Source organism: Pseudocolwellia antarctica, from assembly GCF_049933045.1.
Taxonomy (GTDB): Bacteria; Pseudomonadota; Gammaproteobacteria; order Enterobacterales; family Alteromonadaceae; genus Pseudocolwellia.
This window is the reverse complement of sequence record NZ_CP187926.1, coordinates 2,906,778-2,922,641: the sequence shown is the minus strand read 5'-3', so window position 1 is coordinate 2,922,641 and position 15,864 is coordinate 2,906,778. Positions and strand designations below refer to the sequence as shown.

The following is a 15,864-nucleotide window of genomic DNA, read 5'->3' as shown; positions in this document are numbered from 1 at the left end:
GAGCAGAATGAAAATTTTTCAAAGTAATCTAGGTAAACTATTTACTATAAGTTTGGTGTTAATACCTGGTATTGCGCTTGCCGATTTTAAGTCAGATATTATTGAGTCATGCACCAACTACCAAAAAGATATCGATAAAAGCGAGATTAATGCATGTAAGTTATATATCGATGGGTTTATTGACTCTTCATTACTGTCTGAAAATGCAGTAGTAAAACCTAAAGCGATGATAGGAAACGATGAAACACAGCAAAGTGAATTTTTGCAAAGAGCTTATAGAACACGAGTGTTAAGTTTACCTACAAGCTTAGCGACAGAAGCGAACTATCAGTTTTGTATTCCACTTGAATATGATCGAAAAATAGTCGCGTCTACTGTTGCCAAATCACTGGATATAGCGAGCTTAGAAGATAAAGCGCTGAAAGTTGTACTTTCGGAAAGTTTAATAAGCAACTTTCCGTGTGATTAGATAATAAGTTGTAGATAACATTAACTTAAAATAGGTGTTTTATGGAACTAACAATTACTGATTTAAATGTCGATATCACAAGCGAAAAAATGGCATTAATCCGAGAGAAAGCACGTAAAGTGTTTAATAAAGTATGTGACAATATTCAGAAAGTAACCATCACGATAAATGATATTAATGGTCCTAAAGGAGGAAAGGATAAACTCTGCAAAGTAGTACTTTTTGTAAGAGGCATGCCTGACATTATTGTTACTGATAATCAGTCATCGGTGAGCACAGCGGTTAATGTTGCCTTGTCGCGAGCACGTGTGACATTGATAAAGAAATTGAAACGTAAACAGAAAAACATGCCTAATTTAGCGGTTAAAGAGGAGTCAGATGTTCCTCAGAATGAGAAAACCAGTATTACCTTTTAGTATTATTAGTTTTACCTAGTAAAACCTTATAAAAGACTATGTGTAATAGTCCAATTAAATAAAGGATCTTTAAACGGTCTTTGAATCGATTTATTAAAAGACCGTTTACTCATTTTCTGTTGAACAAATAAATGTAAGCTCGAAAAAGAAAGTTAAAAAGATTACTAAATATTGATATGAGTTCTTCTAACTTTACCAAAGACTTTTATTGGCACATCTAGACTCAACAACAAAGTTTTGATTACCTTGTAATTTTGATATTTTCTTTGCTCTTGCACATTCCCACTTATCTACAGGGTACATTTTATCCCAAGCATTCATTAATTTTTGTTGTTGGCTGCTCATGCTATAACGTTTATAAGTTTCTTCCATGTATAAATAGGTTCTAGAAATTCGTCCTCTAGCTTCTATCGGTGGCTCAGCTTTATTATTGTTAATTTTCATTGCACAGCTGCCAAAACTACTGTCTTCTGCAGGTAGCATAGTGAAATTGTAATTACTTCTCAGTGCATTCACAGAGCCAATAGCAGGATAAAGGTTAAACATATCGGCTTGCATGTATTTGTACTCTGAACTCGCTTTATTTGCGCATTTACGGCCTTTATAACGCTTAGCTTTCCTATCTACACATTTATTATCGCCTTCACGCCATTCGGTAAAGGTTCTACCAAAGTTTTCTGCTGGAACTACATGTTCCCATTCTATTTTTTTAGAGCGCTTTTTATATTTATTTGAAGTAAAGCCACTTGGGAAGTTAACTTGTTTGGCTTCATTGAAAGTTGCATTGCAATAAAGTGTTTGGCGGTGATCATTATAAACTTGTGTTTGTAAGGTCTTTTTAGCTTTACTGAAAGATGTAATTGTTTGATTTGTAGCGAATGAAAATTGACAAATTGAAGTCAAGATCAAGAGTATAATTAGCTTCATGTTTTATAAGGTCTTTTAGCTGGAAGTATAGGGATGAATTTGGAACGTTTGGTAGGCGGTTATTTTTACATGAGTTCTTAAAGGGTAGAGTGATGTAACTATTTTATTTATTAAGGATTTTCTAAGGTTAGATTATTATTATTACAATAATATCAGTGACTAGTATGTAAAAAGGATTTAGTTTTAGAAATGCTTAATGATTGAACGTAGTAATGAAAATGGTGGGCCCTCCCCGACTTGAACGGGGGACCTGCCGATTATGAGTCGGATGCTCTAACCAACTGAGCTAAGGGCCCATTTTCATGACATAGTCTGAAAACTTATACCTGCCTGAAACATTACATCTCAAAGCGGCGTGAAGTATAAGCATTTTTTATTTTGTTGTCACCATTATAAACTGAAATATTTTATAAATAATGACTGTTAGCTCAATTGTTAAACAAAAACATACTTATTAATACTAGATATAGTTATGGTTCTTTCATAGTGGTGAATTTTATTAGGATTTAATCATCTTATTTTGCTTTAAGAAATAAACTTGCTAAGGTTTTCTGATCCAATACTCCTGTTGCTATATGTCCTATTGCTTTTTGATAGTTTTCAACAGCAATTGCATCTTCTTGACTAAACGCTGAACTAATATCTCCTTTTATAAAGCCTAAAACTTTCAATCTTTTTTTTGCTCTATTGATAATTTCTTGATAATAATAAGTTTGAGATTTACCTACTTGGATTTTTACAAAGTTACTGTTTTCACTTAGCCTGATTGGAAATAATGTTTTTATTAGAGCATTGGTTGCACTGAGAAATTTTACCTCAGGATTACTTGCACAATGAGTTTGTAAAAGTGCAAGGATTAGCTCCGTTGTTTGCCATGGAGTTATATCAAAGTTCTCTGGTTGGAATCGATTATATGAACTAACAAATCCTTCTACCCATCCACCGAACAAGTAGTAGTTTGTCGTTTTATTAGTAATAGCTTCGGTAAAGCTTGCACAGGTTTGCTTTCCAGCCCCCTTTACTGCAAATTTACCATCTTTATCAGCTGCTATAGTTTGAAATGATAAGCTGATGCAACAAATGATAATTAATCTAATTAACTTTTCCATGATCCCTCTTTATTTTTTCTTATATAAAAATAAAGCTTAAGTTAATAATTAACTTAAGCTTTATTATATCCATATGAAATTTACGTGATATGAATCAAAACGTAAACCTTATACTATTTTACAGATAACTTTTACGACGCAAAGCACCTAAACCAATTATAGATAGTCCGAATAAAACAAGTGAGCTTGGCTCCGGAACTGAAGTACTATTATCAACAAATGTTATTATAGGAGCTTGTGTAAGGGACTGCCCAACTATGTTAAAAGAGACGCCTAGCGTAAATGCTCCACCATCTGTAGGGTCAAGACCTAAATCGGGGTTAATTCCATCAAGTGTAAAAGTAGAAATTCCCGAGTTAAAAGCATATGTTTGACCTGCTGAAAGCATAACTGATTGAGGCCCAAAAGCATCAGTAAAATGCAACATGTAACCATCTAAATCATTGACTGTTAATAATGTAGGAGCAGTAACAGAACTAAACTCACCATCAGTTTCGTATACATAACCAGTCGCAACCTCTGGATCTATCCAGATAGTTTGACCCGGTTCAATGTCAGGTAAATTAAATACAAATGCACCTTCATCGTTTGTTGGATTACTTGGGTCTGGTAAAATAGGTGTAAACTCTGAACTACCACTGTCATCTTCAAAATTACCAAAGCTACTTAAGAATACAGTGCTATCGTAACTTGAATCTCCTGCATCAGCTATAATAATTGAGAAAGTATTACCTACACTACCTGGAACAACAGGGATATCGAATCGTAATAATGGGTTACCATTTGGAGCTAGCATACCATTTAACTCAGTCCCTTGAATTTCTGCAAAGTCAGGATGGTTAATGTTAACTGGTAGAAGTCCATCACCTGGTGAAGCGTCTGCTGGCAACACACCAGAGACTAATTTTCCATTTAAAAACATACCGAATGCATCAGTAAACCCACTACTTACAAATTCAGGGTATTCTTCTGAGCCAAAAGCTGCAATAAATGAAATAGTTTCAACAGTAGCATCTACATCAAAAACGATATCTAATTGGATAGGATCAAAATGGCTAAGTTGTCCGCTTATTGAAGATAAAACATCGTTTTGTTCTTCTGTTGCAGAGAAGCCTAAATTTCCACTATTACTACCAGAACTATTCGGACCGTCTTGATAGTCAGATACAAAACCAGAACTTAGTACAACTCCACCTTGACTTGGTAACCCATAAACTCCAGAAGCATTAGTATATAAACCGGCTTGTGTAGAGGTGAATGATGATTGTGCTGTGGTAGAGAACGCTTGAGGAGCAATTTGAGGTGATATTTCAGGGAACTGAGGTTCACTACAGTCTATTTCACATTCACCATTTCCACCACCATCAAATAAAGTTCCTCCAGTTAATGTCGAACTTATAACTGTGATACCAGAACCAGGAATGATAAGAGAATTAGTCAATGCTTGTGCTGTCTGATCAGATTGAATAATAATTGCTGATGCTGACGTTGTAGATAAGGTTAGTGCGATAGCACAAGATATTTGACCCACATATTTTAAATTATTTTTTGTTATTGGCATAAAACTTTCCATGTGTTTTGTTAATATAAATTTACATTAAGTCTTAAGCAAAAAATGAGCCTTATTTTTTATTTATTTCAACTGCATGAATTTTATGAGTATTTAATTTATTTTCTTTGTTGAATGTAACTGATTGTAAAAAAAACTGACAAAAAATCCAGCACTTGGCTGGATTTTTAAAGATAAAACTAAAGCTTTTTATTCGCCGTCTAAGAAACTCTTAAGTTGCTCAGAACGAGAAGGGTGACGTAATTTACGTAATGCTTTTGCTTCAATTTGACGAATACGTTCACGTGTTACATCAAACTGTTTACCCACTTCTTCTAAAGTATGGTCAGTATTCATATCAATACCGAAACGCATTCTTAAAACTTTAGCTTCACGCGCTGTTAAACCAGCAAGAACTTCGTGAGTGGCATCTTTTAAGTTTTCTGAAGTTGCAGAATCAACAGGTAATTCACCACTACCATCTTCAATAAAGTCGCCTAAGTGTGAATCTTCGTCATCACCGATAGGAGTTTCCATTGAGATTGGTTCTTTTGCTATTTTTAATACCTTACGAATTTTATCTTCAGGCATTACCATGCGCTCAGCTAACTCTTCTGGAGTTGGCTCACGACCCATTTCTTGTAACATTTGGCGAGAGATACGGTTAAGTTTGTTAATCGTTTCAATCATGTGTACAGGAATACGGATTGTACGTGCTTGGTCGGCAATAGAACGTGTAATTGCTTGGCGTATCCACCATGTAGCATACGTTGAGAATTTGTAACCACGACGGTATTCAAATTTATCAACAGCTTTCATTAAACCGATGTTACCTTCTTGGATTAAATCTAAGAACTGTAAACCACGGTTTGTGTATTTTTTAGCGATTGAAATTACAAGACGTAAGTTAGCTTCTACCATTTCTTTTTTCGCACGGCGAGCTTTAGCTTCACCAATTGACATACGACGGTTAATGTCTTTTATGCCATGTACGTTTAAGTAGGTTTCTTCTTCAATCATGTTTAGTTTGTAGATACAGCGCTCTACGTCTAATTCGATATCAGATAATCTAGCTGAATGAGGTAGACCTGCTTTTTTCTGCTCGTCAAACCAATCTTTTGATGTTTCGTTACCAGGGAAGATTTTGATGAAAGTAGTTTTTGGCATACCAGCGCCAACAACACAGTGTTTCATGATCAAACGTTCTTGAACACGTAAACGGTCCATCACACTACGCATGTTTTTAACTAAACGATCAAAAACTTTAGGTACGATTCTAAATTCTTTAAATACTTCTGCTAATGCATCAATAGCGGCTTGTGCGTCTGCATGGCCTCTACCTTTACTTTCGATAACTTTGTTTGCGAATTCGTAAGCATCACGAAGTAAGCCAAATTTTTCTTTAGCTAGTTCAGGACATGGTCCTGTGTCTTCTTCTTCTTCTTCGTCGTCATCAGTAGAGTTTTTATCTTCATCAGCTAATTCTTCTTTAGATAGCTCTGATCCGATATGCGTTGCAGCAGCAGGAATTTCTTCTTCTACGGCATCAGGGTCTAAAAAGCCAACGATGATATCGCTTAAGCGAACTTCTTCGGCTTCAAAATTATCCCATTGCTCTAATAAGTAGTTAATTGCTGGTGGGTATTCAGAAACAGATCGTTGAACTTCTTTGATCCCTTCTTCAATACGCTTAGCGATAACTATTTCACCTTTACGGGTTAATAGTTCAACAGTACCCATTTCTCGCATATACATACGAACAGGATCTGTTGTGCGACCAATTTCACTTTCTACTGAAGCAAGTGCTTGTGCAGCAGCCTCGGCAGCGTCTTCATCGGTATTCGCTTCACTCATCATTAACGTGTCGTTGTCAGGTGCGTTTTCAAACACCTGTATACCCATGTCGTTGATCATTCTAACGATGTCTTCAACTTGATCAGAGTCTATAATCTCTTGAGGAAGATGATCGTTAACTTGAGCGAATGTTAAATAACCTTGCTCTTTACCTTTGGTTATTAGCTCTTTAAGTCTAGATTGTGGGGCTTGATCCATTGACGAGTGTCCACCTATTTATGGGTATAAAATACAAAACAGTAAGCCTTTAATTATAGCAATGCACTTGCATAATTACCAGACGTAAACCGATATTTGTTAACTAGTTGTTATACCAAGTTGAGTGTTTTATCATTCATTTTGGTATTTTGTATACAATTAAGAGCATGTGTTAAGCACTTAATAAGCTGTATAATTCTTGTTTTTCAGCTTTTGTTAAACCTGTTATTTGTTCTTTTGATAATAATGCTTCAGTGCGTTGTTCGATAAATATATTTAAAAAACGTTCAATTATATCTAAAAATGTTGATTCTGCATTTTCAGGTTCAATATGATGTTGTAGGCACATTAACTTTGTAAGTTGTTTGCCTTCAATACGATCTCTATATTTTTCAATTATTTGTGCACTTTTAATATTAGGATTCTGTTTACAAAGTACCAGTAACTCATTTAACAATGGTATGCCTGGTATGTTTAAATGCGCTAATATTGAAATATCAGGTAAAGCATTAACGATATGGGGATGTTCAAGTAATAATGCAATAGCTAATCGCACAGGAGTTATTTTTGTTTGCTTAACGGTGGCTTTTTCTTTTTGTTGATGGTGCCTACGTAATTCTTCTAATCTCTTTTCACTACCTCGTGCAAATTTGTTTGCAATAGATGAGATAATACTTTGTTTGAGGTAACTATCAGGCAGTTTATTTAAGTAAGGTTGAAACAATTCAACTAACTTAGAGGTTCCTTCATTGGTATTTAAGTCTGTTTGCTCTGAAAGGTTTGATAATAAAAACTCTGATAATGGCATAGCGTCATCTAGAATTTTCTCAAAAGCTTCTTGTCCTTGTTCACGAATAAGTGAATCTGGATCTTCTCCGTCAGGTAAGAATACAAACTTTAAGATATAACCGTCTTGAATTAAGGGTAGGGCATTGTCCATTGCTCGCCATGCTGCATCACGACCTGCTCTATCGCCATCGTAACAACATATAACTTCTCTTACTGTTCTAAAAAGTGTTTGTAGTTGTTCTGGTGTAGTGGCTGTTCCTAATGAAGCTACAGCATAGTTAACACCATGTTGAGCGAGGGCAACCACATCCATATAACCTTCAACAACAACAAGACGAGAGAGTTGTTTATTGGCTAATTTTGCTTCGTATAAGCCATACAGTTCATGACCTTTATGATAGATACGCGTTTCTGGCGAGTTTAAGTATTTTGGGGTGGCGTCAGCAAGTACGCGACCACCAAATCCGATCACACGACCACGTTTATCTCTAATAGGAAATTGTATTCTGCCTCTAAAACGGTCGTAAGGTTTATTTTTATCACCTTGGATCGCCATACCTAAATCAACAAGTTGTCTTGTAATAGGTGCGCTTGTGGCAAACACTTTCATCATGCCATCCCAAGCATCACTAATATAGCCAATACCAAATGTTTTAACTATTTCGCCACTTAACCCACGCCCTTTTAAGTAATCTATAGCGGTGTCTTTGTCGGAAGCTACACGAAGTTGTTTCTGATAAAAACGACTAATTTGTTCCATCAGTGCGTAGTCATCTTGTTTTTGTGCGTAAACTTGTTGTTGCTGTTTTTGCTGGGCAGGCGTTTGTTTAATATCTTCTCGAGGAACAGTCATACCGTAATGAGAAGCTAATTCTTCAATAGCGTCAGGAAACTCTAATCTGTCAAATTCCATTAAAAACGAAATAGCATTGCCATGCTCACCACAGCCAAAGCAATGATAAAACTGTTTGTCTTGGCTAACACTAAATGAAGGAGATTTTTCAGTATGAAAAGGACAACAAGCTTGGTAGTTTTTCCCAGCCTTTTTTAAAGGCACTCGGCTATCAATAAGTTCTACAATATCAGCTCTTGCTAATAAATCATCGATGAACTGTTTGGGGATCATACCTGCCATAAAATTAGAACACTCGAATGTTGAGAATAGGGATCTACGTTTCTTTATTTTACACAATAAATTCGTTGGATTGGTATTAGTATTTGATTTTTAAATTTTAGGGAATAAAAAACCGCGAGGCATAAGCAATCGCGGTTTGTTTGAGATCCCCTTATTAGGGATATTGAATTAACTATTTAGCGTATTTCTAACTTGACCACTTACAGCGCCCAAATCAGCTTTACCTTGCATAATAGGTTTTAATATTGCCATTACTTTACCCATGTCAGCCATTGAAGCTGCACCAGTTTCTGTAATTGCTTTATTAATTAATTCATTAATCTCATCTGCATTAAAAGGTTGAGGTAAGAACGTGTTTAACGCTTCTACTTCAGCAGCTTCTTTTGCAGCTAATTCATCACGACCACCGTCAGTAAACATTTTAATAGATTCTTTACGTTGTTTTACCATTTTAGTTAAAACGGTTAATACGTTTTCATCTGTTGCTTCTGTACCGTGATCTATTTCAGCTTGTTTAATAGCTGATATTGCCATGCGAATAACGCCAAGACGTAATTTGTCTTTAGCTCGCATAGCAACTTTCATTTCATCTTTTAGTTGACTAAGTAGACTCATAGGTTGACTCAGTTGACTTAAGTAAGTACTAAACTTTCTTAGTACATACGAACGCGACGAGCGTTCTCACGAGAAACTTTTTTAGCAGCACGTTTTACAGCAGCGGCTTTCTTACGTTTACGTTCCCAAGTTGGCTTTTCATAACATTCGCGACGACGAACTTCTGAAAGGATACCTGCTTTCTCACATGAACGTTTAAAACGACGAAGTGCTACGTCAAACGGTTCGTTCTCTCTTACTTTAATTACTGGCATTGTCTTTGTTAACCTTTAGGTCTATTAATCTATAAAATTGGTAACCTTCTCAGCATAATTGCCTCGAAATCACCCGCTCTATCAAAAATTGGTGCCGTATTCTAAAGCTAACTGGTCTGTAAAGTAAAGTAATAATAGTGGAGAATTACTTTTATCGCAGGTAAAATTGCGTGCTTAACTTTTAAGGGTTGTATTTATATGCGTATTTTAGGTATTGAAACATCATGTGATGAAACAGGTATTGCTATTTATGATGACGAGCAAGGCATTATGGCTCATCGTTTATATAGTCAAATTGCTGTTCATGCTGATTATGGCGGGGTAGTGCCAGAACTAGCTTCACGCGATCACGTGCGTAAAACAATTCCATTAATTAAAGAAGTGTTAGCTGATGCCAATTTAACACCTAAAGATTTAGATGGTGTTGCCTATACCGCAGGCCCAGGCTTAGTTGGTGCATTATTAGTTGGCTGTTCTATTGGACGAAGCTTAGCTTATGGTTGGGGAATACCTGCTGTACCTGTTCATCACATGGAAGGGCATTTATTAGCACCTATGCTAGAAGATAATGTGCCTGAGTTTCCTTTTGTTGCTTTACTCGTTTCAGGCGGGCATACCATGTTGGTTCGTGTTGATGGTATTGGACAATATGAATTATTAGGTGAATCTGTTGATGATGCTGCAGGTGAAGCCTTTGATAAAACAGCTAAATTACTTGGTTTAGATTACCCTGGTGGTCCAGTTTTAGCTAAAATGGCTGAAAAAGGTGTTCATGGGCGCTTTGTATTTCCTCGACCTATGACAAATAAACCAGGCTTAGATTTTAGCTTTAGTGGTTTAAAAACAGCAACAGGAACAGCTATCCGCGAAGAACATGCTAAAGGCACAATGGATGAGCAAACTCATGCAGACATTGCTTATGCGTTTCAAGATGCGGTTATAGATACCATAGCGATTAAATGTAAAAGAGCATTAAAAGCTTGTGACTTAAAACGATTAGTGATTGCCGGCGGAGTAAGTGCTAATACAGCATTGCGTGAGAAACTTGCGATTATTACTAAGAATTTAGGTGGTGAAGTATTTTATCCGCGACCTGAGTTTTGTACCGATAATGGTGCGATGATCGCTTATGCGGGTTTGCAACGTTTAAAGTCAGGTGGTGAACAAGAGCTAACATTTAAAGCAACACCACGTTGGCCTTTAGATACCTTACCTCCGGTTTAAAACCCATTCAGTCAAAATGAATTAAGAAAGTGATTTATCTTTTTATGGATATTTTACTTTCCGATCCATTAAGTAAGCGTTGAATATTGTCTTTATGTCTGAAGACAATCAGCGCACTTAACATAAACACTGGATATACATAACTTGGCTTTATCATCCATGTATATAGTGGCGCTAAGCTTACCGTTACTATGGCGGCTAAGCTTGAATAGCGTGTTAATTTAGCCACAAGCATCCAAGTTACAATTAACAATCCCCCCAAAGTAAAACCTATAGGTAATAAAACACCAAACGCTGTTGCTACTGCTTTACCACCTTTGAAACCAAAAAAGATAGGGTACATATGCCCTAAGCAAGCAGCGACACCAATAAAACCAATCGATATTGGCTCTATACCCAAAAAGTAAGCCCCCCAAACGGGGATCACACCTTTAATAATATCGAAAAATAGTACGATAGCCGCGGTAAGCTTATTGGTGTTGCGTAATACGTTTGTTGCGCCAGGATTGTTTGATCCTACTTCACGTGGATCGGGCAGATTTTTGATTTTACATATTATTATGGCACTAGAGATCGAGCCTGCTATGTAAGCAAGTATGATCATTCCTAGTATTAAAAAATAATATGTAATAACAGTTCTCTTAAAGTTTGATGTAAAACGAGAGTGAATTAAAATCTATCAGGGCAATAAAATCAATCATTCTTATTATTTAACCTGAACTTGGAATAAGTGATTATGTCTAATATTTGTCTTTAATCGCCTAACTTCGTTATTTTTCTTGCTAACAGCCCCTACTATTAGTCAAGAAAAATGCTTTATTATCTAAGTAAATTCCAACATCATAAACGTAATTAAATTTTCTAAAAAATAAATACTTTACTATTTCTTATCTTGTATTTATAAATCAATAGATTACAAAATCATTATCCTGAGTCCAGGTTGTTTAAGCCAGTTATAAACTTTCTTAAGGTCTAAAATTTATACGCTTCTTTAATTGTCACGTCTATTAACTTTGTTTTTGAAGGGCGTTTCAAGATAAGTTTCAGGAAAAATTTAAGACAAGGTTTAAGGTAATATATTTATGTTTTATGCTGAGAATTTAGTGATTAATTACAGCTATATATTCTAAAGCATTACTAGTTTTTAATGGTCGAGAAAGGTAAACTCGCACCCAATAAATAATTACTGGTATTAAGTTTACTCTTTAAAATAATACCCGTGTAATAAAAGAGTTCTGAAATATGGATAAAGTGTGCATAGAAGGCTTAAGCATTCAAACCACTATTGGTTTTTATGAATGGGAAAAGCAAATCAAGCAAACATTGATTATAGATTTAACCTTAGGCTGGGATATCGCTAAAGCGGCATTGAATGACGAGTTAGATAAAACTTTAGACTACGCAAAAATTTCTGAAGATGTAGAGGCTTTTGCTAACGCTAATCCTGTTGATTTGATTGAAACCTTGGCTGAGCGTTTGGCACAATATCTAATGAGCACTTATCATATTCCTTGGTTAAAGCTTAAAGTAGGCAAGCCAGGCGCAGTGCATAATACCAAAACTGTTGGTGTTGAAATTGAAAGAGGCGTGTTCGGCTAATGTCATACATTTATATTTCTTTAGGCAGCAATATAAATAGAGAATATTATGTAAAGCACGGGCTAACTGAGCTAACAAAAGCTTTTGGTGCACTTACTCTTTCTTCATTGTATGAAAGTAAAGCCGTTGGCTTCAATGGTTCAGACTTTTATAATATGGTTATTGGTGCTGAAACATCTCATACCATAGACGAAGTTGCTGAGCTATTACGCAATATAGAATTTGAATATGGTCGAGAGCAAAACGCTAAGAAATTTAGCCCACGAACGTTAGATTTAGATTTACTGTTATTTGACGAACTCGTGTTAGCGACACCAGCACAAATTCCTAGAGATGAAATTACAAAAAATGCCTTTGTTTTATGGCCTCTTGCTGAAATAGCAGACGCGGTAAAACATCCCATTATTAACCAATCGTACGGTCAGCTTTGGAGCGATTTTAACAAAGCTAGCCAATCGATAACCCAAATACCATTTTCATGGTCACACATTATGGATAATCAAAAGACATGAGTACTTTAGAAATATTTTTATTAGCTGTTATTCAAGGCTTAACCGAATTTTTACCTATCAGTAGTTCCGCCCATTTAATACTTCCTTCTGCTGTTTTAGGTTGGCAAGATCAAGGCTTAGCTTTTGACGTAGCTGTACACGTAGGCACTTTGCTTGCTGTTGTTATCTACTTTAGAAAAGAAGTTGGTAATATGGCTGTTGCTTGGGTTTCAACAATTACTAACCGTAATAAAGAGAATCAAGTAACCGACTTTGACGGCACACTTGCATGGTGGATATTATTCGCGACCATTCCTGCTGGATTGTTTGGCTTGTTAGGTAAAGACATTATTGAAGAGTATTTACGTTCGGCTCTTGTGATTGCAGGTACAACTATTATTTTTGGTGTTTTACTTGGATTTGCAGACATTAAAGCAAAGCAAAATGTAAGCATTGAAAAAATGGGTTTTAAAGGCGCAATGTTAATTGGTCTTGCACAAGCTATCGCTTTAATTCCTGGTACTTCTCGTTCAGGTATTACTATGACTGTTGGCTTAATGTTAGGTCTAAGCAGAGAAAATGCTGCTAGATTTTCATTTCTATTATCTATTCCTGCTATCGCAATGGCAGGTAGTTACTTAACATTAAAGCTTATAACATCTGCAGATGCGGTTGATTGGCATGCTATTAGTTTAGGTAGTGTATTAGCTTTTGTTAGTGCTTATACTTGTATCCACTTCTTTTTAATCATACTCGATAAAATAGGTATGATGCCATTTGTTATCTATCGCTTAGTATTAGGTTTTGGCTTGTTATGGTTTGTATTAGGTTAATCGCTTAATCATTACACCACATATTAAACGCGCTATTAGCGCGTTTTTTGTTACAGGCATTTAATTAACATTAAAGATAGTTATTCGTTGAACCTTGTAACTTTAAGGTTCGCCCCAAAATATTAGAAAAGATTATTTTAATAGGAAAGCCTATGAGTTCAAATATTGTTGCTATTACTTTAGAAAACTTCCAACAAATTGTTATTGAAGAATCAAAGTTAAAACCAATCCTTGTTAGTTTTTGGGCTGATCAAGTGCCAGAAAGTGTGCAGTTACGTGATGCCTTAACCGCTAAAATATCAGCTTTTCCAGATCATATGATATTAGCAACGGTTGATTGCCAAGCTCATGCGCAAATAGCTCAACAGTTTGGTATTCAAGGTTTACCTACTGCGGTATTAGTTAAAGACGGCCAACCGATTGATGGCTTATCAGGGCCTCAAACCGAAGAACAGGTGCAAACCTTCTTAGATAACCATTTACCTAAAGTAGAAGATGGCTTATTAAATGAAGCTAAATTGGCTTTAGTTGAGAATGATAGTAATACGGCTTACGCAGCGGCTTCGAAAGCTTATCAAATAGATAATCAAAGAGCTGATATTAAAATAGTATTAGCTGATGCGGCTATTCAATTAGGTAAAAATACAGATGCTGAAGCCTTACTAGAAACGGTTCTGATGGTTGACCAAGATGGTGCTTATCAAGCGATAATGGCTAAATTAGAGCTAGCCAATCAAGCTGCAGAGTCGCCAGAAATTAAAGCACTAGAAACACAGCTTGAAATTGAACCTGATAATGATGACTTGAAACATCAGTTAGCCGTGCAATATTCACAAGTAAACCGAAATGAAGAAGCGCTAGAATTGTTATTTCGATTAGTACAAAAAGACTTATCAAACACAAGCAGTAAAGATTTGATGTTAGATGTATTAAAAGTACTACCAGAAGGTGATGCTTTAGCCACTAAATATAGAAGAAAGCTTTATACCTTAATGTATTAAAGTTGCTTGTTATTAGCGAAGCATCGGTAATGATTATCTCTAAATAGATAGATCATTAGCTTCACTTTAAGCTGCAGAAAACAAAAAGGCCACGTCATGCCATTAATGAGTCATGGTAACGTGGCTTTTTTATTCTTTAGTTTTACCTAACTCTTATAGGTTGTAATAAGAGTTCGTAAACTTATTAAGGCTACTTAAGCTTGGTAGCAAAGGTCTTTTTAAATTTAGCTAACTTAGGTGATACCACGGCTTGGCAGTATTGATTTTCTGGGTTGCGATTAAAGTAACCCTGATGCATATCTTCACCTGAATGAAATTCTGACATAGCTGTTACTTCTGTAACAACAGGATCTGGCCATATTTCATCTTGAGCAATTTCATCAATAATCGCTAATGCCGCTTGTTTCTGTTCTTCAGTATGGAAAAACACACCAGAGCGATATTGAGTTCCAGTGTCATTACCTTGCCTGTTTAATTGCGTCGGATTATGTAGAGCGAAGAATATTTCTAGTATTTCACGAAAACTAATCACAGCAGGATCAAAAGACAGCTGAACCACTTCAGCATGACCTGTAGTACCAGAACAAACCGTCTCGTAAGTTGGATCGTCAGTTTCGCCACCCATATAACCTGATATTGCACTTTCAATACCTTTAACGCTATTGAAGGCTGATTCTATACACCAAAAGCAGCCGCCTGCTAAGGTTGTTTTTTCAATTGTAGTTGCCATGTAAATCTTTATCCGTAGGTCATATTTAATAGATAAATTATAAGTAAATTACTGCTATATAGAAAGCGACAGGTGTAATAAAATATGTAATACCAAACGGATTAAATTCTCGCCCTTCGGGAGCTCATTAGCAAACTGATAACATCACAAAATTAAAAAAATATAGAATAACTATGTTTAATCAATTTTTCTTGTTCTAAGCTTGCTAATGTAGCTCTAAGTTGCTCAATAAATTAATCCGTTTGGTATAATATAAGCTTTTTTTGTTAACCTCTGTTTGGGTTAATGGTTTATATCTAGAATGAGCTTTATTTGCCCAGTACGTTGAGTTTTTATGAGCCAGTTTCATTCAGCTAAAAAGCTATTTAATTATTAGATAAGAGAAGAATACAGTGTCAGACCAACAAAAATTATTAGAAGCCGTTAATCAAGTTATGCCATTTGGAAAATATGCAGGTAGAAAGCTCCTTCAATTACCTGAACCTTATTTAGTCTGGTTTCACAGTAAAGGTTTTCCTGAAGGAAAATTAGGCGAGCAGCTGGCGCTAATGTACGAAGTAAAACTTAACGGTTTAGAAAAAATGTTACAGCCTTTACTACGAGATTAAGTTATTTGTATTAGAAGACGAAATTGTTACTAATTTTGACATATCACTTTTTTATGACTTTAA

At 35.7% G+C, this 15,864-nt stretch carries 17 protein-coding genes and 1 tRNA gene; 8 read left to right on the top strand and 10 right to left on the bottom strand.

What is annotated here, in order from left to right; genetic code table 11:
- Nucleotides 1-7 precede the first annotated feature (7 nt).
- Complete coding sequence (locus ACPUVN_RS12675; protein ID WP_426359959.1) at nucleotides 8-469, top strand: hypothetical protein; 462 nt, start codon at nucleotides 8-10, stop codon at nucleotides 467-469.
- A 41-nt stretch (nucleotides 470-510) separates the two neighbouring features.
- Nucleotides 511-885, top strand: a complete 375-nt coding sequence (locus ACPUVN_RS12670) for a hypothetical protein (protein ID WP_426359960.1) — start codon at nucleotides 511-513, stop codon at nucleotides 883-885.
- A 192-nt stretch (nucleotides 886-1,077) separates the two neighbouring features.
- On the opposite strand, the gene ACPUVN_RS12665 is transcribed toward ACPUVN_RS12670, so the two are convergent.
- The 8 genes from ACPUVN_RS12665 to rpsU form a co-directional block, all read right to left on the bottom strand.
- Nucleotides 1,078-1,812 (bottom strand): endonuclease, encoded by a 735-nt coding sequence (locus ACPUVN_RS12665; protein WP_426359961.1) that lies wholly within the window; start codon nucleotides 1,810-1,812, stop codon nucleotides 1,078-1,080.
- Between the two features lie 219 nt (nucleotides 1,813-2,031).
- A tRNA-Ile gene (locus ACPUVN_RS12660) sits at nucleotides 2,032-2,108 on the bottom strand.
- Nucleotides 2,109-2,327: 219 nt separating this feature from the next.
- Nucleotides 2,328-2,921, bottom strand: coding sequence for a peptidoglycan-binding domain-containing protein (locus ACPUVN_RS12655; RefSeq protein ID WP_426359962.1), 594 nt, complete (start codon nucleotides 2,919-2,921; stop codon nucleotides 2,328-2,330).
- A 118-nt stretch (nucleotides 2,922-3,039) separates the two neighbouring features.
- Nucleotides 3,040-4,482 (bottom strand): choice-of-anchor L domain-containing protein, encoded by a 1,443-nt coding sequence (locus ACPUVN_RS12650; protein WP_426359963.1) that lies wholly within the window; start codon nucleotides 4,480-4,482, stop codon nucleotides 3,040-3,042.
- 198 nt (nucleotides 4,483-4,680) lie between these two features.
- On the bottom strand, nucleotides 4,681-6,522 hold the full coding sequence (gene rpoD / locus ACPUVN_RS12645) for an RNA polymerase sigma factor RpoD (protein ID WP_426369209.1): 1,842 nt from the start codon (nucleotides 6,520-6,522) through the stop codon (nucleotides 4,681-4,683).
- A 172-nt stretch (nucleotides 6,523-6,694) separates the two neighbouring features.
- Complete coding sequence (gene dnaG, locus ACPUVN_RS12640) at nucleotides 6,695-8,446, bottom strand: DNA primase (protein WP_426359965.1); 1,752 nt, start codon at nucleotides 8,444-8,446, stop codon at nucleotides 6,695-6,697.
- 168 nt (nucleotides 8,447-8,614) lie between these two features.
- The gene (locus ACPUVN_RS12635; protein ID WP_426359966.1) at nucleotides 8,615-9,061 is read right to left on the bottom strand and encodes a GatB/YqeY domain-containing protein; all 447 of its coding nucleotides are present in this window, start codon (nucleotides 9,059-9,061) and stop codon (nucleotides 8,615-8,617) included.
- Nucleotides 9,062-9,099: 38 nt separating this feature from the next.
- Entirely contained in the window at nucleotides 9,100-9,315 is a 216-nt protein-coding gene (gene rpsU, locus ACPUVN_RS12630; protein ID WP_076420232.1) for a 30S ribosomal protein S21, read from the bottom strand.
- A gap of 198 nt (nucleotides 9,316-9,513) precedes the next feature.
- Between rpsU and tsaD the strand changes: the two genes are divergently transcribed.
- The gene (gene tsaD / locus ACPUVN_RS12625) at nucleotides 9,514-10,539 is read left to right on the top strand and encodes a tRNA (adenosine(37)-N6)-threonylcarbamoyltransferase complex transferase subunit TsaD (RefSeq protein WP_426359967.1); all 1,026 of its coding nucleotides are present in this window, start codon (nucleotides 9,514-9,516) and stop codon (nucleotides 10,537-10,539) included.
- A gap of 34 nt (nucleotides 10,540-10,573) precedes the next feature.
- On the opposite strand, the gene plsY is transcribed toward tsaD, so the two are convergent.
- The gene (gene plsY / locus ACPUVN_RS12620) at nucleotides 10,574-11,170 is read right to left on the bottom strand and encodes a glycerol-3-phosphate 1-O-acyltransferase PlsY (protein ID WP_426370567.1); all 597 of its coding nucleotides are present in this window, start codon (nucleotides 11,168-11,170) and stop codon (nucleotides 10,574-10,576) included.
- Nucleotides 11,171-11,781: 611 nt separating this feature from the next.
- Here plsY and folB point away from each other — a divergent pair.
- From folB to ACPUVN_RS12600, 4 genes are all read left to right on the top strand, one after another.
- On the top strand, nucleotides 11,782-12,138 hold the full coding sequence (gene folB, locus ACPUVN_RS12615; RefSeq protein WP_426359969.1) for a dihydroneopterin aldolase: 357 nt from the start codon (nucleotides 11,782-11,784) through the stop codon (nucleotides 12,136-12,138).
- Nucleotides 12,138-12,650, top strand: a complete 513-nt coding sequence (gene folK / locus ACPUVN_RS12610; RefSeq protein ID WP_426359970.1) for a 2-amino-4-hydroxy-6-hydroxymethyldihydropteridine diphosphokinase — start codon at nucleotides 12,138-12,140, stop codon at nucleotides 12,648-12,650. The genes folB and folK overlap by 1 nt, the downstream gene beginning before the upstream one ends.
- A complete protein-coding gene (locus tag ACPUVN_RS12605) occupies nucleotides 12,647-13,462 on the top strand; it encodes an undecaprenyl-diphosphate phosphatase (RefSeq protein ID WP_426359971.1) in 816 nt (271 codons plus the stop codon). The genes folK and ACPUVN_RS12605 overlap by 4 nt, the downstream gene beginning before the upstream one ends.
- Nucleotides 13,463-13,614: 152 nt before the next feature.
- Nucleotides 13,615-14,463 (top strand): co-chaperone YbbN, encoded by an 849-nt coding sequence (locus ACPUVN_RS12600; RefSeq protein WP_426359972.1) that lies wholly within the window; start codon nucleotides 13,615-13,617, stop codon nucleotides 14,461-14,463.
- 190 nt (nucleotides 14,464-14,653) lie between these two features.
- On the opposite strand, the gene msrA is transcribed toward ACPUVN_RS12600, so the two are convergent.
- Complete coding sequence (gene msrA / locus ACPUVN_RS12595) at nucleotides 14,654-15,193, bottom strand: peptide-methionine (S)-S-oxide reductase MsrA (RefSeq protein ID WP_426359973.1); 540 nt, start codon at nucleotides 15,191-15,193, stop codon at nucleotides 14,654-14,656.
- A 392-nt stretch (nucleotides 15,194-15,585) separates the two neighbouring features.
- Here msrA and ACPUVN_RS12590 point away from each other — a divergent pair, with 392 nt between their 5' ends.
- Entirely contained in the window at nucleotides 15,586-15,801 is a 216-nt protein-coding gene (locus ACPUVN_RS12590; RefSeq protein ID WP_304370195.1) for a DUF3820 family protein, read from the top strand.
- Nucleotides 15,802-15,864 lie beyond the last annotated feature (63 nt).